Origin of the sequence: Streptomyces sp. NPDC088197, assembly GCF_044741185.1 — a bacterium.
Lineage (GTDB): Bacteria > Actinomycetota > Actinomycetes > Streptomycetales > Streptomycetaceae > Actinacidiphila.
The window spans coordinates 105413-127061 of the sequence record NZ_JBIUSD010000019.1 but is presented as its reverse complement, the minus strand read 5'-3'; the positions used below and the strand labels follow the sequence as shown (position 1 = coordinate 127061).

Below are 21649 nucleotides of genomic sequence, written 5' to 3'. Positions count from 1 at the left end.
GGCGGATCTTCCGCAGATCTCGGTGCAGCCCCAACCGCATGACGTCAATCGCCAAGGCCGTCCTCACCCTGGAGCGGCAACGCTGAAGAAGCTCACTGAAGCTAGGCTGCCGGGAGGGGGAACTGCGACCGTTTGGCTGGGCAGTGCTCGGCCGGGGAGGGACGGGCCGACGCGATGGAACTCGACCGGATCTTCGATCAGAGGAGAACATCACCCGTTACCGTGGGTGACGTATTCGTCGATCGTGTCCGTTATGTGACGGCGTTCGAGGAGGCGTTGCGGGGGCTGCGAGACCATCCCGCCGCTGCCGGTTCGTCGGCGCCGCCTCGGCACAATGTCCTCGTCCTCTACGGGTTGGGCGGAATCGGGAAGTCGACGCTGTCCCGGCAGTTGGAACGGCGATTACGCGAAGGGGAATTGGACGGGGCGTCGGCGGACGGTCCTGAACGCCGCGTGACCTGCCGGATCGACCTGGAGGACAGCTCCCTGGCCGATCTGGAGACCGCGGTGATCGCCGTGCGGGGCACGCTCGGTGAGGTGATGCGTTCCTGCCCCGCATTCGACTTGGCCTTCGCCGTGTACTGGCGGCGCTGCCATCCGGGTGTCCCTCTTGAGGCCGCGATAGCGCGGAATTCCTCGCTCGGCAGGCTCGGTGAATCCCTGTCGCTGGCCGAACAGTTGGACGGCACACTGGATGCGCTGCTCGGCCCGATACCCCTCGCGGGTGTGGCCCGGCGGGCCGCGGGAATTCTGGTGGGCAGGATCCGCGAGCATCTGCGCAAAGACCGGCTGCTCGCGGAATGTCCCGGATTCGCCGAACTGCTGGATGTCGAGTCGCCTGCGGACATGCTGCCGTTCCTGCCGGCTCTCCTGTCCTGGGATCTGGCCGAGTACCGCCGTAGGAAAGCCCTGGACGTCGTCATCTTCTTCGACACGTTCGAGCGGGTCGACGGGAGGCGCCGGGAAGCGGGTGGGCTCGAGGACCGGTTGGCCCGGCTGGTCTACCTGATGCCGAACGTACTGTTCCTCATCACGGGGCGGAACCGGCTGACCTGGGGCGACGGTCATCACCCGGCAATCCACTACTCGGGGCCCAACTACTGGCCGAGTCTGGTCACCGACCCCGGCACGCTTCCGGCCATGCAGCACCGGTTGTCGGGGCTCGAGGAGGACTACGCCGACACCTACCTGCGGCTTCGCCTGACCAGGGACGGGGAGCCCGCCATTCCGGCACCGTTGCGGCGTCGGATTGTCGACGCGGCAGGCGGGGTACCGCTGTATCTGGAGTTGTCGGCCGAGTATTTCGACCAACTGAGCGCGGAAGGCCGCGTCCCCGCGGTGGAACAATTCGGAGGGACTTTCGCCGAGATGGTGATCCGTGTGATGCGTGATCTGTCCGCGCAAGAGCGCGCGCTTCTGCGGGCCGCCTCTCTCGCCGAGCGCTTCGACGCCGACGTGCTGAGGGCGGCGGTCCCGAGCGTGGCGGACGCCGTCGTACGGCGATTCCTCGAACGCCCCCTGGTGCAGAGCGATTCGTCGAGGTGGCTGACACACACCGTGGACGAGTACGTCCGCAACGCCGTCCGTCTCCACGACGGGAACACGGACGACGCCTGGTCGCAGGAGGAGTGGCGCGGCGCGGCCGAACGAGCCCTGGAACACCTCCGGGATCGGCTGCGCGGCGGGGTCAGAAATCCGACGTCGACCGACAGGAGCGAACTGGGCGAGGGCTTCACCACCGCCGGGCTCCTCACACTGAACACGAGCCGTGTCCCGGACTGGTTGTACGACCTTGCCTACGGTGTCGACCTGTGCGGCCTCGGGGCGGTGCTCACCGGGACCCGGAACTGGCCTGTGCAGTCCGGCAGTCACCCCGCCGGAGCGTTGGCGCTCACCTGCCAGGGGATGGCCGCGCGCAGCGCTGGCGACCGCACAGCGGCCCTGTCGCTGACCGAGGCGGCGCTGGCCCATCCGGGCCTCGGACCGTACCAACGCCTCTTCATCTCGCACCGGTTGGCCAAGACGCTGGAGGAGTTCGGCCGGTACGCCGAGGCGGAACGGCTGACCGCCGAGGTCGCCGCCGAGCCCGGACCCCTGCGGGAGAACGCGGAGAAGGACCTGGCCTGGATCCAATGGCTCCGGGGGGACGGACGGCGGCTCCAGACCTGGGCGCTGCCCCACTGCGACAGCCCCCTGGGCTTCCGCCGCGCGCAGTCCCAGGATCTCCTGGGCCAGTTCAGTTTTCTGCAGGGGGACTTCGCGGCGGCCGAGAGATATCTCCGCAAGGTGGCTGACGACGCCGAACTGGCCGCCGCGGGCATGTCCCGCGACACCAGCTACCGCCACCTGGGCATGGTGCTGTCGCTGGCCCGTCCGCTGGACGCCGAGACGGTGCTGGAGCACGCCCATGAGGTCAACCAGGACGTCGGAACGCCGGTCGGTGTGGCGCAGACGCTGATCTGGCGGGCGGCGGCACGCACCGGGCGCGAACCGGCCGCAGAGGTATTGACACTTCTGACGGACGGTGAGGAGATGCTGGCGCGCAGCGGTGGCGGCGCCGACCGGTGGATGGTGCTGACCGTGAAGCTGTTCCTCGCCGCCGTCGAAGGCACGGACGCCGAGGTCCTCGCCGCGGGGCAGGAGCTGATCAGCCATGTGGAGGAACAGGACTGTCACCCCGGCCTCGGGGAGATCGCCCAGCGCTGGCTGGAGGTACGCGGCCTCGACGCCGCCGTTCCCCGGCGGGAGTTCTGGACGGACCGGGACCGGTCCCTCGCGGCCTGGGAGGAAGTCCTCACCGACCGGCGCGGTCTCAGGGCCGCCACCTCGGACGGCTGAGATGTACGTTCACACCCGGTATCCGTCGACAATCCACCGGAGGTGCCCGTGCGGATCGCCGTCACGATCTTCCTGACCGATCAGACCATCGGGCCGGTGCGGCTCGCGCGGGAGTTGGAGCAGCGCGGGTTCGCCGGGCTCTATCTGCCGGAGCACACGCACATTCCGGTGTCGCGGGCGACGCCGTATCCGGCGGGGGAGCCGCTGCCGGAGGAGTACGGGCGGACGCTGGACCCGTTCGTGGCGCTCAGCGCGGTCGCGGCGGTCACCGAGCGGCTGGAGGTGGGGACGGCGATCACGCTGGTGGCGCAGCGCGACCCGGTGGTGCTGGCGAAGGAGATCGCGACGCTCGACCACCTGTCGGGCGGGCGGTTCACGCTGGGGGTGGGCTTCGGGTGGAATGTGGAGGAGGCCGCCGACCACGGGGTGGACTGGCGGCGCCGCCGCGAGCTGGTACGGGACCGGATGGCGGCGATGCGCGCGCTGTGGGCGGCCGAACCCGTCGCCTATGCGGGCGAATTCGCGTCCGTGCAGGCCAGCCAGGCGTATCCGAAACCGGCGGGCGGCCGGGTGCGCACCCTGGTGGGCGGCGCGGCGGGCCCGAAACTCTTCAGCCATGTGACGGATTACGCGGACGGGTGGATGCCGATCGGAGGCGGCGGTCTGGGTGAGTCGCTGCCCGGACTCCGGGCCGCGTGGCGGGAAGCGGGCCGCGGGGAGAAGGGCCCGGAGGTGGTGCCGACGGCCGTACGCCCGGACGCGGGCAAGCTCGCGTACTACCGCGACCTCGGCATCGAGGAGATCGTCGTCCAGCTCCCGCCGGCCGGGACCGACGAGGTGCTGCGGGCGCTCGACGACTACGCGCAGTATTTGTAGCCGGAGTATTCCTCGGACGGTCCGATCTCCGGGTGATATTGCCGACAGGGGGATCGGGCCGAAGACGGCCTGAGCCCCCAGCGAATTGTCGGCGGGGCCGCCTATCCTCGGAGAATGACTTCGCCGACGCCCACCGCCAATGCCATGCGCCGCGCCCTGCACCGCGCGGACGAAGGTGTCGCCCTGGACACGGGCGAGGCCGCCGTCCTGCTGCAAGCCCGTGGCCAGGACCTGGCCGGACTCGCGGGCACCGCGGCCCGGCTGCGGGACGCCGGCCTCGAAGCGGTGGGACGGCCGGGCGTCATCACGTATTCGCGGAAGGTCTTCATTCCGCTGACCCGGCTGTGCCGGGACAAATGTCATTACTGCACATTCGTGACCGTGCCCGGCAAGCTGCGCCGTGAAGGGCACGGCATGTACTTGTCGCCCGACGAGGTGCTGGACATCGCCAGGCGCGGCGCCGAAATGGGCTGCAAAGAAGCGCTGTTCACCCTCGGCGACCGCCCCGAGGAGCGCTGGCCCGAGGCGCGCGAGTGGCTGGACGCGCACGGCTACGACGACACGCTGGCGTACGTACGGGCCATGTCGGTGCGGGTGCTGGAGGAGACGGGCCTGCTGCCGCACCTCAACCCGGGCGTGCTGAGCTGGACCGACCTCCAGCGGCTCAAGCCGGTCGCGCCGTCCATGGGCATGATGCTGGAGACGACCGCCACCCGCCTGTGGTCGGAGCCGGGCGCCCCGCACTACGGTTCGCCGGACAAGGAGCCCGCCGTACGGCTGCGGGTCCTGGAGGACGCGGGCCGGTCCAACGTGCCGTTCACCACCGGCATCCTCATCGGCATCGGCGAGACGTACGAGGAGCGCGCCGAGTCGCTCTTCGCGATCCGCAGGACCGCCCGCCGCTACCACGGCATCCAGGAAGTGATCATCCAGAACTTCCGCGCCAAGCCGGACACCGCCATGCGCGGCATGCCGGACGCGGAGCTGGAGGAGCTGGCGGCGGCGATCGCGGTGGCCAGGATCGTGCTCGGCCCGTCCGCCCGCATCCAGGCGCCGCCGAATCTGGTGGACGGCGAGTACGCGCGCTTCATCGAGGCCGGCATCGACGACTGGGGCGGCGTCTCCCCGCTCACCCCCGACCACGTCAACCCCGAGCGCCCGTGGCCGCAGATCGACGAACTGGCCGCCCGTACGGCCGAGTCGGGCTTCGCGCTGCGCGAACGCCTCACCATCTACCCGGAGTTCGTCCAGCGCGGCGAGCCCTGGCTGGACCCGCGCCTGATCCCGCACGTCACGGCGCTCGCCGACCCCGCCACCGGTCTGGCGGACGAGGACGCGCCGGTCGTGGGCCGCCCGTGGCAGGAGCCGGACGAGGGCTTCACCTCGGCCGCCACGGGCCGCACCGACCTGCACCGCACGATCGACACCGAAGGACGTACGGCCGACCGCCGCGACGACTTCGACGAGGTGTACGGCGACTGGGCCGAACTGCGCGAGCAGGCCGCGCCCGGCATGGTCCCCGACCGGGTGGACGCCGACGTCAAGCAGGCCCTGTCGGTGGCCGCCGACGACCCGACCCGGCTCACCGACGCCGAGGCGCTGGCCCTGCTGCACGCGGACGGCCCCGCCCTGGACGCGCTGTGCCGGATCGCGGACGACCTGCGGCGCGCGGTCGTCGGCGACGAGGTGACGTACATCGTCACCCGCAACATCAACTTCACCAACGTCTGCTACACCGGCTGCCGTTTCTGCGCCTTCGCGCAGCGCCGCACCGACGCCGACGCGTACACCCTCTCCCTCGACCAGGTCGCCGACCGCGCCGAGCAGGCCTGGCAGGTCGGCGCCACCGAGGTGTGCATGCAGGGCGGCATCCACCCCGACCTGCCCGGCACCGCCTATTTCGACATCGCGCGCGCGGTCAAGGCCCGCGTCCCCGGCATGCACATGCACGCCTTCTCGCCGATGGAGGTCGTCAACGGCGCGACGCGCACCGGCCTGTCGATCAGCGACTGGCTGGCCGCCGCCAAGGAAGCGGGCCTGGACTCCATCCCCGGCACCGCCGCCGAGATCCTGGACGACGAGGTCCGCTGGGTCCTCACCAAGGGCAAGCTGCCCACCGCCACCTGGATCGAGGTCGTCAAGGCCGCCCACGCGCTGGGCATACGGTCCTCGTCCACCATGATGTACGGCCACGTCGACCAGCCCCACCACTGGCTCGGCCACCTCCGGCTGCTCGCGGAGATCCAGAAGGAGACCGGCGGCTTCACCGAATTCGTCACCCTCCCCTTCATCCACACCAACGCCCCGGTCTACCTCGCGGGCATCGCCCGCCCCGGCCCCACCGCCCGCGACAACCGGGCCGTCACCGCCATGGCCCGCCTGCTGCTCCACCCGCACATCACCAACATCCAGACCAGTTGGGTCAAGCTCGGCGCGGACGGCGCCGCCGAAATGCTCCGCTCCGGTGCCAACGACCTCGGCGGCACGCTGATGGAGGAGACCATCTCCCGTATGGCGGGCTCCAGTTACGGCTCCTACCGCTCCATCCGCGACCTCGTCGCCATCGCCGAGGCCGCGGGCCGCCCCTCCCGCCAGCGCACCACCCTCTACGGTCAGGTCCCCGAAGAGCGCATCACCACCGGTCTCGCCTCCGACGGCCACCTCCCCGATCTCCTCCCGGTCCTGGGCGACTGACGCCCGCCGCGCACCTGAGGGGTGAATTCGCACCACCGTCATGGCCGCGTTTCACCGTGTTCCGGTGCGGGGAGTGCGGGGGTGGTGGAGTCCCGTGGGATACACAGGACCTGAGACACCCTTGGGGGAGCAGTGGCGTGGAGCGGGCGGGCGGGCGTGGCCCTGGCGGTCGCGGCGGGGGTGCTCGCCGGGGGACTGGCGGGGGCGTCGGCCGTCGCGGCGGACAGCGGCGCCGGCGGCGGGCTGCCGTACGAGCGGGTGGAGCGGCTCGGGCCGGGCGTGGAGTACCGGGAGTTCTCGGTAACGGCCTCGCGGGGGACCGTGCACGGGCATGTGCTGGCGGTGGATCTGCGCGAATCCCGTACGCGGCTCGACCTGTTGACGCCGGGGGCGGTGGCGGCGCGGCAGGCGGTGTCGGGGCTCGCCGACGACCGGCAGGCGGTGGGCGCGGTGAACGGCGACTTCTTCAACATCACCGAGGACCAGCACCCCGGCGTGGCGCCGACCGGCTCCTCGGTGGGCCCGGAGATCGGTTCCGGCCGGGATCTCAAGGCCGCCGTGCCCGACGGCCAGCGCTTCGGGCCCGCGATGCCGCCGGGGGAGACCACGCACGACGTGCTCGGCATGGGCAAGGACCGCAAGCTGCGGCTCGACCGGCTGGACCTGCGCGGGTCGGTCCGCACCCCGCGGGGGAGCATCCCGCTGGGCGGCTACAACCAGTACGCGCTGCCCGTCGGCGGCGTCGGCGCGTACACGGCGGACTGGGGGACGGTCTCCCGGCAGCGGGCGGTCTGCGGCACGGACACCTCGCGCGGCGCCGGATGCAGCACGGACACCTACGAGGTGACGGTACGTCAGGGGCGGGTCGCGGCGGTCGCGCAGGCGCCCGGCGCGGGAGCCATTCCCGCGGGCAGCACCGTACTGCTCGGCCGGGACGCGGGCGCCGACACACTGCGCGCCCTGCGCGTGGGCGACCGCGCGGAGGTCGACAGCCGCCTCACCCCGACGCTCTCGCGCGTGCCGTACGTCTTCGCGGTCGGCGGCTTCCCCGTCCTGCGTGGCGGACAGCCGCTCGCGGGCCTGGACACCACGACGGCGGCCACGCGTACGGCCGCCGGTTTCGACGCGTCGGGCAGCACGCTGTACCTGCTGGCGCTGGACGGCTCCGCCGAGTCCGGCGCGGGCCTGACCATCGCGGAACTTGCGTCCGTCATGAGGGAATTGGGTGCAGATTCGGCGGTGAACCTCGACGGCGGCGGTTCCACGACGCTGGTCGCCCGCGACCCCGGCGCGGCGGCGGTGACCGTACGCAACCACCCGTCGGGCGGCGTCGAGCGCCCGGTCGCCAACGCCATCGGCGTCTTCTCGCGCACGTGAGCCGCGTATGTGCGCCTAACGCCCGAGTCGCGCGGCCCGACGCGCGGACCCGGCTCCCGCACCCGAGTCCGACACCCTGAGTCGCGCGTCAGAGCATTTCCGGCGTCCGGTCGTATCCGATCGGACCGGCACCGTTCGCGGACAGGCGTCACCAACCCCAGGGCCCCCTTCCGCTCCTGGTGACGTCGGCTATCGTGCTGGCGCAGAACGGGTTCGGATCGGGGTTGATCGAAGGGGACCGCTTTGACCGCTGTCTGGGGTCGCGCGCAGCAGCAGGACTTCCGCAGCCGCGTGCGGGGCTGCCTGCTGGGCGGGGCGATCGGGGACGCGCTGGGCGCGGGCGTCGAGTTCGACTCGTTCGAGGCGATCCAGCGCAATCACGGCACGGACGGCGTCACCGACTACGTTCCGGCGTACGGCAGACGCGGCGCGGTCACCGACGACACGCAGATGACGATGTTCACGGTCGAGGGCCTGATCAGAGCCCAGGTGCGCCGGGACACCGGCGCCTGGCACCCGCCCACCGACATCCACCGCGCCTACCGCCGCTGGTCGGCCACCCAGACCGAGTGGGGGCCCGACGAGCGCCGCAAGGACACCGGCTGGCTGGCCCGCGAGGAGTGGCTCTACGCGCGGCGAGCGCCGGGCGAGGCGTGCCTGAGCGGCCTGTCCGACGACCGGATGGGCACCTTGGAGGAGCCGAAGAACCCCGGCTCCAAGGGGTGCGGCACCGTGATGCGCTCCGCGCCCTTCGGGCTGCTGGTCGGCTGGGAGCCGCAGCTCGTCTTCCAGCTCGCCGTGGAGTGCGCCGCCCAGACCCACGGCCACCCCACCGGGCAGCTCGCCGCCGGAGCCTTCGCCGTCATCGTGCACGGCCTGGCGCGCGGCGAGGCCCTCGACGGCTCCGTCCAGCACGCCCTCGCCCTGCTCGGCGCCCGCCCCGGCCACCAGGAGACGACGGACGCGCTCCAGGGCGCCCTGGGCGCCGTACGGCAGGGGATGCCGTCGCCGCAGCGCGTGGAGGCGCTGGGGGAGGGCTGGACGGCCGAGGAGGCGCTGGCGATCGGCGTCTACTGCGCCCTGGTCGCCGAGGACGTGCGCCACGGGCTGCTGCTCGCCGTCAACCACTCGGGCGACAGCGACTCCACCGGCTCCGTCTGCGGCAATCTGCTCGGCGTCCAGCACGGGGAGACGGCGCTGCCGCCCGCGTGGATCGCCGAGGTGGAAGGGCGCGCCACGCTGCTCCAGCTCGCCGACGACTTCGCCATGGAGATGACGCAGGCGCCGGCCCTGCACGGGCCTTCGGGCGCCAGCCCGGCGTGGCTCGACCGCTACCCGGCCGCCTAGGGCCTGTCCGGCGGATCACCACCGCCCCCGCCGCGGCTCCCCCCGGGAAGGGGAGCCGCCGGACAGGACCTAGTCCGAGACCTTGGTGGGGGTCGGCTCGGAGGAGGGCTCGGGGAGGGAGACGGAGGCCGGTCCGGGGCCGCCCCCGTCATCGGAGTTGATCTTCGCGAGGAGCGCGTCCCGCTCCGGCGTGTCCTCCGGCTTGATCCAGCCGATGACGATGTAGAGGACGAGCGAGACGGCCAGCGGGAGCGAGATCTGGTATTCGAGGTTGACGCCGCCCGAAACGGCGTCGTTGACGGGGTAGTTGAGCAGGTAGAAGGCGAACAGGCCGAGCGCCCAGCTCGTGAGGGCGGCGGTCGGGCCGGAGGTGCGGAAGCGCGGCAGCAGTCCGAGCATGAACGGGATCGCGATCGGCCCCATCAGACCGGCCACCCACTTGATGACGACGGTGATGATGTCCTTGAAGGTGGGGGAGTTGACCTGGGTGGCCACGGCCATGGACAGGCCGAGGAAGGTCAGCGTGGTCAACCGGGCGGCGATCAGGCCGACATGGGCCGACCATTCACGGGCGGTCTTCGAGAAGGCAGGGGCGATGTCGCGGGTGACGGCGGCGATGGCGTTCGCGTCGGAGGAGCACATGGCCATGGTGTGCGAGAAGAAGCCGACCACGACCAGGCCCAGCAGCCCGTGCGGCAGGAGCTGTTCGACCATCAGACCGTACGAGTCCGAGCCGTCCGGCTTCTTGGCGTGCACCAGCAGCGGCGAGATCCACATCGGGAAGAAGAGGATAACCGGCCAGACGAACCACAGGGCCGACGACAGCCAGGCGCTGCGGGTGGCCTCGCGGGCGGAGCCGGTGGCCATGTAGCGCTGGGCCTGGTTCCACATGCCGCCGTTGTACTCGAAGGTCTTGATGAACAGGTACGCCAGCAGGAAGACGGTGGTGTACGGGCCCGCGACCGGGTCGGCGTGGTGCTTGAGCGCGGGCTCGTCCCACACGTTCCAGATGCCGCTGATCCCGCCGACCTTGTTGAGCGCGGCGACCAGCATCGTGAGCCCGGCGATCAACTGGATGACGAACTGGCCGAGTTCGGTGAGGGCGTCCGCCCACAGACCGCCGACCGTGCAGTAGACGGCGGTGATCGCGCCGGTGATGACGATGCCCTGGGTGATGGTGACCCCGGTGAAGACGGACAACAGGGTCGCGATGGCGGCCCACTTGGCGCCGACGTCCACGATCTTGAGCAGCACGCCGGACCAGGCGAGCGCCTGCTGGGTCGTCAGGTTGTAGCGGTTCTTGAGGTATTCGAGCGGCGAGGCCACGTGCAGCCGTGAGCGCAGCCGGTTGAGCCGGGGCGCGAAGAGCTTGGCGCCGATGGCGATGCCGAGCGCGATCGGGAAGGACCAGGTGACGTACGAGGTGATGCCGTAGGTGTAGGCGATGCCCGCGTAACCGGTGAACATCACCGCGCTGTAGCCCGACATGTGGTGCGAGATGCCGGACAGCCACCACGGCATCTTGCCGCCCGCGGTGAAGTAGTCGCCGACGTCGTCGACGCGCTTGTGGGACCAGAGTCCGATCGCGAGCATCACGCCGAAGTACGCGATCAGCACGGTCCAGTCGAGACTGTTCATGTCCCCTCCAGAGGGGTCCGCCTTGTGAACAGGAGCGCACTTCGCTGTGGCGCCGGTCCGGGCGGGTCGCCCCCGTGCGGGAGTGGGGACTTCCGGGATTGAACCCCTCGCGCGGGGGGCCGGTCAAGGGTCTCCGCGTTCAAGAGTCTGAACTCAGATCAGAAAGCCGAACGATTTTACTCGCTCTTTACCTACCTTGGCATTGTCGTGACCCTGATCACCCACCCACGATGAGCGGACACTTCGCTGGACGTCGCACGAGGCCCGCGGGACGCGCGGGACACAGGAGGCAGCCGTCCGGGATGCGGGATCCCGTGCGGACGCAGAGGGGAGCGGCCGATCGCCGACGTGAGCGTGACCGCCGCGGCCTTCCCTCCTGTGGGCGCCCGCCCTATTCTGACGCTCCGTCAGACAATGGTTGCGGAGGCCGACATGCTGCTGAAGGGGAAGACCGTGGTCGTGACCGGCGTCGGCGCCGGACTCGGGCAGCGCGTGGCGGCGGCCGTCGTACGCGACGGCGGACGGGCGGTGCTGGGCGCGCGGACCGCAGAACGGCTGGCGAAGACGGCGGCCGAGATCGACCCCGCGGGCACCTCGACGGCCTGGCTGCCCACCGACATCGCCGACGGCGCGCAGTGCGAGGCGCTGGCGGCGCTGGCACAGGAGCGGTTCGGCGGGATCGACGCCGTCGTCCAGGTCGCCGCGCTCGACGACTACTTCGGCGGCCTGGAGGACGCGGACTTCGCCGTCTGGCAGCGGGTGCTCGACGTCAATCTGCTCGGGTCGCTCAGGCTCGCCCAGGCGTGCCTGCCCGCCCTCAAGCGCCAGGAGCGCGGCGGCGCCGTCGTGTTCATCGGCACCCAGTCCGCGGTCGCGGCGCCCAGCCAGGTCCGCCAGGCGGCGTACGCGGCCTCCAAGGGCGCCCTCACCTCCGCGATGTACTCACTCGCGCGCGAGCTGGGCCCGTACCGGATCCGGGTCAACACCGTGCTGCCCGGCTGGATGTGGGGGCCGCCGGTGCGGTCCTTCGTCGCGCTCACCGCACGCGCCGAGGGCGTCGGCGAGGACGAGGTGCTGGCCCGCCTCGCCCGCCGCATGGCACTGCCCGAACTGGCCACCGACGGCGACGTGGCGGAGGCCGCCGTGTTCCTCGCCTCCGACCGCGCCCGCGCGATCACCGGACAGTCCCTGCTCGTCAACGCGGGCGAACTGATGCGGTGACGCGCGCCGTTGGACGCGTACGGCGCCGCGCCGTCCGTGCGTACGGCACCGCGCCGTTCCTCGTGCGGGCCGCCGCGCTACCTGCTGTCAACGGCCTCAGGCGAAGACCTTCGCCAGCCGCCGCAGCCCTTCCCCGATCTCCTCCGGCGTGTGCGTCGTGAAGGACATCCGCAGCGCCCCCGCCTCCGGCGCCTGCGCGAAGAACGGCAACCCCGGTACGTACGCCACGTCGTGACCGACCGCGGTCGGCAGCAGCGCCGTCGCGTTGTACCCCGCGGGCAGCCGTACCCACACGAACATGCCGCCCTCGGGCCGGTTCCAGGTGCTGCCGGAGGGCAGCGCGGCCGGCAGCCCGGCGAGCAGCGCGTCGCGCCGGGCGCGGTAGGCGGTACGCACCCGGTCCAGATGGACGTCCAGGTCGTGGTCGGCGAGGTAGCGCGCGGCGGCGGCCTGGTCGACGGTCGAGGTGTGCAGGTCGGCGGCCTGCTTGGCGATCACGCAGGCGCGCAGCAGCGCCGCGGGCGCCCGCAGCCAGCCCAGCCGCATCCCCGGCGACATGATCTTGGAGAAGCTGCCGAGCAGGATCGTCCGGTCGGCGGCCTCGGGCAGCGCCGAGATCCACGGCACACTCTCGCCCTCGAACCGCAGATCCCCGTACGGGTCGTCCTCCGCGATCCACAGCCCGTGCCGCTCCGCCACCTCGGCCACCGCGCGGCGGCGTTCGAGCGGGAGCGTACGCCCGGTCGGATTCTGGAAGTTGGGCACCAGGTAGAGCAGTTTCGGCCGTTCCCGGCGCGCCACCTCCTCCAGCGCCTCCGGGATCACCCCGTACGCGTCGGTCGGCACCGGCACCACCCGGGCGCCCGCGAAGCCGAAGCACTGGAGCGCCGCCAGATATGTCGGGTTCTCCACCAGCACCACATCGCCGGGCTCGATCAGCGCGGTCGCGATCAGCGCGAGCCCCTGCTGCGAGCCGCCGGTCACCAGGATGTCGTCCATGCCCGTCGCCAGGTCGCGTCCGCTCAGCCGGGCCGCCACGGCCGCGCGCAGCGCGGGATCGCCCTCGGTCGTCGAGTACTGGAGCACCTTGTGCGGCTGCTCGGCCAGGACGCGGGCGTACGCCTCCGCGATGGCCGCCGCGTCGAACAGCTCGGGCGCGGGCAGCCCGCCGGCGAAGGAGATCACCTCCGGCCGCGCGGTCAGCGCCAGGATCTCCCGTACCGGCGAGGCGCCCACCGAGACGGCGCGTGGGGCGAGGGCGGGCACGGCGGCTCGGGTCGAGGTCATGTCCGGCAGCCTACGAAGAATCGTTGCCATGTCCAGGTACTTTCCAGCATCCGGGCACCTTCACTTCTCCCCGGAGCTGACGTAGCGTCAGATTCATGGCTGAGGACGTGAGAACGGGCCCGGACGGCGGAACGGACGTCGAGGCGTACGGACGGCTCGCGGCCGTCGGACCGTACGGCGTCGACGTCGGGCACGCGCTGATCACCATGGTCGAGCCGCACGCCGGGCACGAATACGCGTACAACCGGTGGTACGAGGACGACCACTTCATCGCCGGTGCGATGGCGATGCCCTGGCTGTACGCCGGGCGCCGCTGGGTGGCCACGCGGCCGCTGCTGGACCTGCGGTACCCGGCGGACTCCGCGGTCGCGCGGCCGGTCACCGCGGGCTGCTACCTGTCGCTGTACTGGATCACCGCGGGCCGCTACGACGCGCACATGCGGTGGACGGTCGGCATCAACAAGCGGCTCAATCGCGACGCCCGCGTCTACCACGACCGCACCCACGTCTTCACCGCCTTCCAGGACCGCGCCGCGAGCGTCTACCGGGACGGCGCCGCCGGTCCGCGCGACATCCACGCGCTCGACCACCCGTACCGCGGACTCGTCCTCGAAGTGCTGGAAGCGGAATCCGCGGAAGGCCGGGACGAATTGCTGGAATGGCTGCGGGCCCGCCACCTGCCGAAGAAGCTCGCCGGATCACCGGCGGCGATGGTGGTGATCTTCACGCCCACTGCGCTGCCGCTCGACCGGATGTCTTATGTGAAACAGGTCGAAGGCGTCGAAACCCGGCTCACTCTCCTGTGGTTCCTGCAACAAGATCCACGCGAGGGGTGGGAAGAGCATTTCGCCGGTCACGCCGCCGAGATCGCCGGCCGGACCGACTCGGCGGGGCGCTCGGCGAAAGTGGAATTCATCGCTCCCTTCATTCCGACCATTCCCGGCACGGACACCTACGTCGATCAACTCCGTTGATCCGCTGACGTGATCCCCCGGTCCGCCGCGTTGATCACCCCGTTTGCCGCGTTGATCACCGGGCCCGGAACATCAGGACAGCAGTGAGCCCCCTCGGCTAGGACGGCGGCCAGACGAGAGGGCTCTTCTGCGGTACTGCTGAAGGTGCGCGCGCTGTACTAGTTGATCGTGAACGCGCCTCGGTCGACGTCCGTGACGAACGCGGTCCACGCCTCAGGGGAAAAGCTGAGGACCGGACCCTGCGGGTCCTTGGAGTCGCGGACCACGACCGACTCGACGGCCGGGGACTTCACTTCGACACAGGCGCCATTTCCGGTGGACCGCGAGGACTTCATCCACGCGGGAGTACTGCCCAGCTTGATTGCCATCTCTGCTCCGGTCTGTGCTGATGGCGGCGGCGAGGTACGCCATTGCCTGACTACGCGCTCGACGCTACTAGCCAACATCACGGACCGGTGAGCCACTTCACCCAAGTGGATGGCATATTCCCAGTAACTCTTCCAATGGGAGTGAGCGGGGGTGTACCGTATCGCCCGCACTTCAGCGGGTGTATCGTTCCGCCGCTTCGGTGATGAACTGCCGGGTCTGTTCGGCGCTGAGCGCCTGGGCCCGCAGATGCTCGTACATCACGCTGTACGCCTGCACATCGGTGTCCTTCTCCAAGTACAGGTCGCTGTTGACGCCTTCGAGATAGACCACCGTGGCATCGGTCGCGTCGGTGAACTCCAGTACCGCGAACTGCCCGCTCAGACCGGGGTGCGCGCCCGCCTCGAACGGCAGCACCTGCACGGTCACATGCGGCAGATGGCTCAATTCCACCAAATGCAGAAGCTGGTCACGCATCACGTGCTCGTCGCCGACCTTGCGGCACAGCGCCGCCTCGTCCACCACGGCCCACATCCGCAGCGGCCCGTCCCGGTCGGTGATCCGCTCCTGCCGGCGCATTCTCACGCTGACGCGCTTGTCGACCTGTTCGGGAGTGGCCTCCGGCAGATTGCCCGCGATCATCGCGGCGGCGTACTCCGGCGTCTGCAACAGGCCAGGCACCACCTGGGGTTCGAAGACCCGCAGACTGGCCGCCTCGGTCTCCAGGCCGATGTACACGCTGTACGGGATGTCGCCGAAGGCATGCCACCAGCCCTGCTGGCGCGACTCCTTGGCCATCTGCATCAGCGAGTCGACGATCCGCACGTCCTCGACGCCGTACACACCGCACAGGTCGCGCACATCGCGCTGGCTGATGCTCCGGCGCCCGTTCTCCAACCGGCTGATCTTCGACTGCGACACCAGGAGCCGGGCGGCGACCTCCTCGGCCGTCATGCCCTTCTGCTCCCGCAACTTGCGCAGTTCCGAACCCAGCCGGCGGCGCCTGACGGTGGGATTGACGTTGGCGACCACTGGAAGTGCACCTCCACGCTGAACCTACTGATGGTCAGCAGCCTGCCACTTGCGGTCATCGGCGCGCTGGCGAATGAGGGTAACCCGGCAGGGGCGTGTACGCGGTGGTACACGGGGGTGTATACGGCGACGCGCGGTGCGACGAATCCCGGAACGTGTTCCGAGTCCCGCCGCCCCGCGCGTCACAGCGGCTCCCGGAACGGGTCGCTGAGGACGGCGCGATGGTCGCGGATTGCGGTGCCCCGTCCCTGCCGACGGGCGCCGCAGCCGTCCCTGATGAGGGGGTTGCCGAGCGCTACGTGCTCACCTGCGCACGCGCTCTCACGTGCTGAACGTGCTGAACGTACTGAGCGTGCCGAACGTACTGACCGTGCTGCCTGTGCTGCCTGTGTCCACTCGCTGTCGCACGCCGACTCAACGGGCGCCGGCGCGGGCCATGGTGCTGTGCCCCGCCGCTCGCGGTGCCGGAGCGGCTGGCCGCTTCGGCTGCGCCGCCACGCCGTTCTGCACATCCATCACGGCATGCGCGACGAGGCCGCCCATCGGGTCGTACCTGATCAGGTCACGCAGGCGCGATCGCGACGACCGGCCCTCGTTGCCCGGGTAGAGGTGCTTGCCGAGTCCCACGGCGTGGGCGAGCGCGGCGAGCGCGGCGGTCCGCGGGTCCGGCGGCACGCCGGTACGGATCGCACTGTCCAGCCGGGTACGGATCTCCCGGCTGACCGCGCTGTCGGACGCCTGGTACCGCGTCGTCGGCAGCACCCCGCACATCTGGCCGGGCACGGCGTGCACCATGCCGCACCGCTCCAGGTGCGCGAGATACGTCTGGCGGAGCCCGAGGCGGGGTCCGCCGATCCAGTGGACGGCCCGCACCGGACTGCCGCGTCGCCGCAGCAGTTCGAGAGCGGAGTCCAGGGTCGGATCTCCAGTCGGCCGTGGGTGCACCACGGCTATACGATCCCCGTCAGGGGCTATCCGTCCGGCCAGGGCCAGCTCGACGAGCTGCGCCCCGGCGAGGCCGAGGTCGAGCGATTGAGGCTGCGCCGTGGTCCCGGTCGTCGGGTCCAGTGCGAGCAGCAACAGCTCTTCCGGAATTGTTCTGCGGCTCTTGCCCATCCATGCCTCCCCGCGTGGATGAATGACAGGGTGACGCCTCTCACACCGGCCTGTCGAGAGCGCCTTTGCCTTATCGACGGGAACCGGGTGGTATGTCGTTCTCGTCTACGGGGTGGGCGGTGGTGTCGCGGACGGGTCGCGGGCCTGTCGGCGGGACACTGCCAGTGTGAGCTTTGAAGGGGTATGGGTGCCATTCGGCATCCGCCCCCGCACGATGTGTGCGGCCATTTCGTGATGTGTGGAGGAGGTCTGCGTGGCGGGCGAGTCCCCCGGCAGGGAACAGCGGCAGAGCACGTCGGGGGAGGCGGTCGAGCGGTCGACCGCTGATCCGAGGCTGGTGGTGTTCCGGACGCCCACCGAGGGGCACGGGACACGCGTGGCGGAGGGCGTACGGGAGGAGCACGCGGGCGCCGCGGTCGGAGCCGTCCCCTCCGCGCCCCCCGAATCGGCGGACTCCGCGGGCTCCGGCGCACGCCCCCACCCGGCCGCCGCCTCCTCCGCCGCCTCCACGGCGAATACGCCGGACGGCGTAGCGGCCGTAGACGAATCCTCCGACGCGGCTACGTCCACGGCGCCGCCCGCGCCCCGCACCCCGGAGGTCCTGCCTCCGGAAGCGGAACCGAATCGTGACCTCCAGGACCCGGATTCCGCCGCCGGGGAAGCCCCCGAGGACGGGCCGGACCCCGAAACGGGTCCGGAAGCGGAAGACTCCGCGCCGGCCGGGCCGCCCGCGGCGGAGCGCGACGAGCACACCGCCGTGCTGCGCGTCGGGGGGCGCGGGGGCCTGCTGGGCGCCGGCGCCACCGCCGGCGGCTCTGCGGCCGGTGACGGTACGGCTGAGGGCGCCGACGGGGACGGCGTGGACGACGCCGAGGGCGTGACCGAGGCCGACGCCGACGACGTACCGGGCGACGTATCGGACGCGGCCCCGGCCTCCGGTGACGGCCAGGAATCCGAGGACGCGGACCCCGCAGACCCCGAGGACGCCGCCCCGGCGACCTCGACCGACGCCGACGACGACGTGGCGGACGCCGCGCCCTCTGCCGGTGACGCGGGGGACGCCGGTGACGCCGAGGACGCCGCTCCGGAGGGCTCCGACAGCTCCGCGCCCGAGGACGGCGACAGCTCCGCGTCCAGGAACACCTCCGAGAACACCTCCAAGGACGCCCCCGAAAGCGCCCCCGAAAGCGCCCCCGAGGACGACGCCCCCAAGGGCCCCGGCGCCCGGAGCGCCTCCGTCCTGCGCCCGCTTGTGTCCGATCTCCCCGCCGAGCGCCCGGCGGCGCAGGGCGCGGAAGGCGCCTCAGGAGCCCGTAGCGCGCCCTCTGGCGCCTCCGCGCCCTATGAGGCGCCCCAGCCGCCCCCGGCGTCCGCCAAGCCGCGTACGGGCCCCGTGAAGCCCTCGGAGAGTCCGGCCGCGGGCCCGATCGGGCAGCCGTCCGCCCCGCCGAAGCCCGCCGGGGGCGCGCCGCTGCCCCCGTACGCCGGGAGCCCGTCCGCGATCGGCACCCCCACGGCGGCCTCGCCGGACGGCGCGGCGGCCGGGCCCGACGGGACGCGGTCGATGCCCGTGCCGCCGGAGCCCGAGGCGCCGCTGAAGCTGCTCGCGGAGCTGACGAACACCCCGCCGCCGCGCCAGACGGTGCTGCGGACGGTCGCGCGCCGGTTCAAGATCTGGACCCCGCTGGTGGTGCTGCTGGCGATCGTGTTCGTCGTGGTGCAGGCGCTGCGCCCGCTGCCGGCGCCGTCGATGGCGCTGACCGCGGCCTCGTCGTACACCTTCGACGGCACGCCGCTGCCGCAGTCCATGCCGTGGCCGTCGCAGGGCCAGTCGGTGGCCGAGGTCGAGGGCCTGGGCTCGCTCGGCGTGCACGGCGCGCAGACCCCGGTGCCGATCGCGAGCGTCACCAAGGTGATGACCGCGTATCTGATCCTGCGCGACCACCCGCTGACGGGTAAGCAGACCGGTCCGACGATCCCCGTGGACGCGCAGGCGGCCGACGAGGCGAGTTCGAGCGACGAGTCGACCGCGCAGGTCAAGAAGGGCCAGCAGTTCACCGAGCGGCAGATGCTGCAACTGCTGCTGATCCCCTCGGGCAACAACATCGCCCGCCTGCTGGCGCGTTGGGACTCCGGCACCCAGGAGGCGTTCGTCACGAAGATGACGAAGGCCGCCGCCGACCTCGGCATGACCAACACCACGTACACCGGCGCGAGCGGCTTCGAGGAGACCACGCGGAGCACCGCCGTCGACCAGTTGAAGCTGGCCCGCGAGGTCATGAAGAACGACGTGTTCCGGTCGGTCGTCGCGCAGCCGAACATCGACATCCCCGGCGTCGGCACGATCTACAACAACAACAACGACCTGGTCAACGTGGGTGTGATCGGCATCAAGACCGGTTCGAGCACCCCCGCGGGGGGCGCCCTGATGTGGGCGGCGAACAAGAAGGTCGACGGCAAGGACCAGTTGATCCTCGGCGTCGTCCTCCAGCAGCGCGGCGGCACGACCGTCTACGACAGCCTCCAGGCGGCGCTGGTCAACTCGCAGAAGCTGATCAACTCCGTGCAGGGCGGCCTGACGTCGTCGACGATAGTGAAGAAGGGCGAGGTCGTCGGCTATGTGGACGACGGGCTCGGCGGTCACACGCCGGTCGTGGCGAGCAAGGACCTGAAGGCCGTCGGCTGGCCGGGCCTGAGGACGACGCTGTCGCTGACCCCCCTCAAGGACGGGCTGCCGCACACCGCGACGTCCGGCGCCGAGGTGGGCACGATCGGCTTCGGCACCGGCTCGGCCCGCACCACGGTGCCGGTCGTCCTCCAGTCCGACCTGAGCGAGCCGTCGTTCGGCACCAAGCTCACCCGGGTCGGCTGACCCCGAGCCGCCCGCGGGCGGCACCGCGCAGGCTCCGGTACGCGGCGGCCGGGTCGATCCGACCCGGCCGTCCGCGTGTCAGCGGGTAGCAGGCCAGGCCGAGCAGCACCGACGTGAAGTGCCCGACGTCGGTGAAGGTGCGGCCCTCGCCCAGCGCGAGCCCGTAGAAGAGCAGCACGCAGGCGCCGTACAGGTACCGCCAGGGCATCGTGACCGCCCAGGTCAGCACCGCCTCGACCGCCGCGAGCCCGTAACTGACGCCCACGTCGAGGGTCTCGGCGGCCGACTGCGGCGCGTGCCCGTGCCGGATCGCCCACAGCAGCACGCCCTCACTGATGTACGTCGCCGCGACGTGCCCGATCAGCACGACCGCGAGCCACCGCCAGGTGCCCAGCCAGCGCTCGGCGGTGGCGTGGAAGACCGTGTAGAGCAGCACGTACGGCAGCCATCCGCCGCCGTCGGTCCACAGCGCGCTGCGCACCAGGGCGCGGACCGGCTGGCTCGACAGATTGCGGATGTTCGTCGACCGCAGCCGCAGGAAGTCGTCCACCGTGGCGGGCGCCATCCGGTGGATCGCGACCGTGGTGAAGAACAGGATCGCCAGCCAGATGTACGTGCCGGGGGCGCTGCGGATGTACGCCCACACGGCGCGGGCCACGGCGCGGGTGATACGCGCGGGGCGTGAGGGGAGATGCACGCTCCGGATTCTGTCCGGAAAGCGAGGTTTATACGGCCGCGCCGCGCGTAAGCGCGGCCTACCGAGTCCAGCGGGTGCGCGGGTCCGGCCGGGTGCGCGGGTCCCGGCCGGGTCAGGCGGACAGTTCGCGCTCCAAAGGGGTGCGGAATCGCGGTGTGACCGTCACACCGCCGCCCGCGAGAAAAGCGGTGAGGCGCTCCGCCGCCGCCTCGACCGCGTCCGCCGCCCGCGCGCCCCGGTCGGCCAGCAGCCGCCAGGCGACAGTGCCGTCCGCGCGGTGCGCCCAGCCTCCGATCACCTCGCCGCCCCACCACACGGTGGGCCCGACGTTGCCCGAGCGGTCGAAGAGGGACGCGCGGTGCTCGCGCGGCAGGAACCAGTCGCGCTCCTGCCACCCCATGGGCGTCGGGTCCAGCGCGGGCAGCAGCGTCGCGGCGGGCGGCGGCGCGTCCGCCGACGGCCCGGCGTCACCGGGCAGTACGTGGCCGACGGCGTCCCCGTCCAGCAGCACTTCCTCGGCGCCGGCCGCCGCGAGCGCCTTGCGCACCTCCGTCAGCGACCAGCCCGTCCACCACTTCAGATCGGCCGCCGTCCCCGGCCCGTACGCCCCCAGCCACGCCTTCACCACCCCGGCGCGCGCCTCGGCCACCGGCACGTCGGGCAGCGGCTCGGCGTTCGCCCACCGGAACTGGCTGCTCGTCCACGACCCGGCCGGCCTGCGCCGCTCGATCCGGCCCTCGGCGGCCATCGTCCTGATGATCCGGCTCGCCACGTTCTGCCGCGCCTCGTACGGCTTGCCCGCCGCCACCAGCACCTGCTCGCGCAGCTCGGGCACCAGCTTCGACAGCCCCGCGCCGCTGGTCTCGCCGTGCGCGTCGAGCGCCGCGCGCACCCGTGCCTCGACGTCTTCCAGCCACGCCTCGTCCCAGCCGCCGCCCTCCGCCAGGAACGCCAGCAGCCCCTTGCGCTCCTTCGCCGCGATCTGCCGCCCGGCCGCCGCGTACACCCCCGGCGCCGCCGCCCGGCCCACGACGAACATCGTGCGCCGCATCGCCAGCATCCGCACCAGCGACCCGGTCTCCCCGTACAGCGCCTCCTCCAGCGCCCCGACGCCGTCGCCCGGCTCGCGCAGCCGCGCCGCCACCGTCAGGAACACCGTCGCCGGATCGGTCGCGTGCAGCGCCACGAGCGCGTCGGCGACCTCCTCGCAGGTGCCCACGGCCCGGAGCTGCCGCCGCACCAGCCGCCCCCGCCGCTCCTCGTTCCCGACCTGCCGCCGCCGCGTTCCGCTCATGCCCTCATGCTCACACGCCC

General features: G+C 71.6%; 15 protein-coding genes and 1 pseudogene. 9 read left to right on the top strand and 7 right to left on the bottom strand.

Annotated elements, in window-relative coordinates:
* From ACIOC1_RS31755 to ACIOC1_RS31730, 6 genes and pseudogenes are all read left to right on the top strand, one after another.
* Window positions 1-86: pseudogene (locus ACIOC1_RS31755) on the top strand (IS5/IS1182 family transposase); the annotation flags it as partial.
* Window positions 87-255: 169 nt separating this feature from the next.
* Window positions 256-2838, top strand: a complete 2583-nt coding sequence (locus ACIOC1_RS31750) for a hypothetical protein (RefSeq protein ID WP_401857499.1) — start codon at window positions 256-258, stop codon at window positions 2836-2838.
* A 48-nt stretch (window positions 2839-2886) separates the two neighbouring features.
* Window positions 2887-3714 (top strand): TIGR03619 family F420-dependent LLM class oxidoreductase, encoded by an 828-nt coding sequence (locus ACIOC1_RS31745; protein ID WP_355337704.1) that lies wholly within the window; start codon window positions 2887-2889, stop codon window positions 3712-3714.
* A 114-nt stretch (window positions 3715-3828) separates the two neighbouring features.
* On the top strand, window positions 3829-6408 hold the full coding sequence (locus tag ACIOC1_RS31740; protein ID WP_391043257.1) for a bifunctional FO biosynthesis protein CofGH: 2580 nt from the start codon (window positions 3829-3831) through the stop codon (window positions 6406-6408).
* A gap of 132 nt (window positions 6409-6540) precedes the next feature.
* Complete coding sequence (locus ACIOC1_RS31735; RefSeq protein WP_401857495.1) at window positions 6541-7785, top strand: phosphodiester glycosidase family protein; 1245 nt, start codon at window positions 6541-6543, stop codon at window positions 7783-7785.
* Between the two features lie 243 nt (window positions 7786-8028).
* Window positions 8029-9132 (top strand): ADP-ribosylglycohydrolase family protein, encoded by a 1104-nt coding sequence (locus tag ACIOC1_RS31730; protein ID WP_391162408.1) that lies wholly within the window; start codon window positions 8029-8031, stop codon window positions 9130-9132.
* Window positions 9133-9201: 69 nt separating this feature from the next.
* Here the strand turns inward: ACIOC1_RS31730 and ACIOC1_RS31725 are convergent, their stop codons facing one another.
* Window positions 9202-10770, bottom strand: a complete 1569-nt coding sequence (locus ACIOC1_RS31725) for a sodium:solute symporter family protein (protein WP_401857491.1) — start codon at window positions 10768-10770, stop codon at window positions 9202-9204.
* A gap of 432 nt (window positions 10771-11202) precedes the next feature.
* Between ACIOC1_RS31725 and ACIOC1_RS31720 the strand changes: the two genes are divergently transcribed.
* Window positions 11203-11991 (top strand): SDR family oxidoreductase, encoded by a 789-nt coding sequence (locus ACIOC1_RS31720; protein WP_401857488.1) that lies wholly within the window; start codon window positions 11203-11205, stop codon window positions 11989-11991.
* A 96-nt stretch (window positions 11992-12087) separates the two neighbouring features.
* On the opposite strand, the gene ACIOC1_RS31715 is transcribed toward ACIOC1_RS31720, so the two are convergent.
* Window positions 12088-13278, bottom strand: coding sequence for a PLP-dependent aminotransferase family protein (locus tag ACIOC1_RS31715; RefSeq protein WP_401857485.1), 1191 nt, complete (start codon window positions 13276-13278; stop codon window positions 12088-12090).
* Window positions 13279-13373: 95 nt separating this feature from the next.
* Between ACIOC1_RS31715 and ACIOC1_RS31710 the strand changes: the two genes are divergently transcribed.
* The gene (locus ACIOC1_RS31710) at window positions 13374-14252 is read left to right on the top strand and encodes a hypothetical protein (protein ID WP_355337724.1); all 879 of its coding nucleotides are present in this window, start codon (window positions 13374-13376) and stop codon (window positions 14250-14252) included.
* Window positions 14253-14410: 158 nt separating this feature from the next.
* Here the strand turns inward: ACIOC1_RS31710 and ACIOC1_RS31705 are convergent, their stop codons facing one another.
* The 3 genes from ACIOC1_RS31705 to ACIOC1_RS31695 all read right to left on the bottom strand — a co-directional run bounded on the left by ACIOC1_RS31705 (window position 14411) and on the right by ACIOC1_RS31695 (window position 16766).
* Complete coding sequence (locus ACIOC1_RS31705) at window positions 14411-14620, bottom strand: DUF397 domain-containing protein (RefSeq protein ID WP_355337727.1); 210 nt, start codon at window positions 14618-14620, stop codon at window positions 14411-14413.
* A 172-nt stretch (window positions 14621-14792) separates the two neighbouring features.
* Window positions 14793-15650: a helix-turn-helix transcriptional regulator gene (locus tag ACIOC1_RS31700; RefSeq protein ID WP_355337730.1), complete on the bottom strand. Its 858-nt coding sequence runs from the start codon at window positions 15648-15650 to the stop codon at window positions 14793-14795.
* Window positions 15651-16064: 414 nt separating this feature from the next.
* Entirely contained in the window at window positions 16065-16766 is a 702-nt protein-coding gene (locus tag ACIOC1_RS31695; RefSeq protein WP_355337733.1) for a GPP34 family phosphoprotein, read from the bottom strand.
* Between the two features lie 253 nt (window positions 16767-17019).
* On the opposite strand from ACIOC1_RS31695, the gene ACIOC1_RS31690 reads away from it, so the two are divergent.
* Complete coding sequence (locus ACIOC1_RS31690) at window positions 17020-19638, top strand: D-alanyl-D-alanine carboxypeptidase (protein ID WP_401857480.1); 2619 nt, start codon at window positions 17020-17022, stop codon at window positions 19636-19638.
* Here ACIOC1_RS31690 and ACIOC1_RS31685 read toward each other — a convergent pair.
* Entirely contained in the window at window positions 19622-20335 is a 714-nt protein-coding gene (locus ACIOC1_RS31685; RefSeq protein WP_401857478.1) for a rhomboid-like protein, read from the bottom strand. The two genes, ACIOC1_RS31690 and ACIOC1_RS31685, sit on opposite strands and share 17 nt — an antisense overlap.
* Window positions 20336-20447: 112 nt before the next feature.
* Window positions 20448-21629, bottom strand: a complete 1182-nt coding sequence (locus ACIOC1_RS31680) for a winged helix DNA-binding domain-containing protein (RefSeq protein WP_401857475.1) — start codon at window positions 21627-21629, stop codon at window positions 20448-20450.
* Window positions 21630-21649 lie beyond the last annotated feature (20 nt).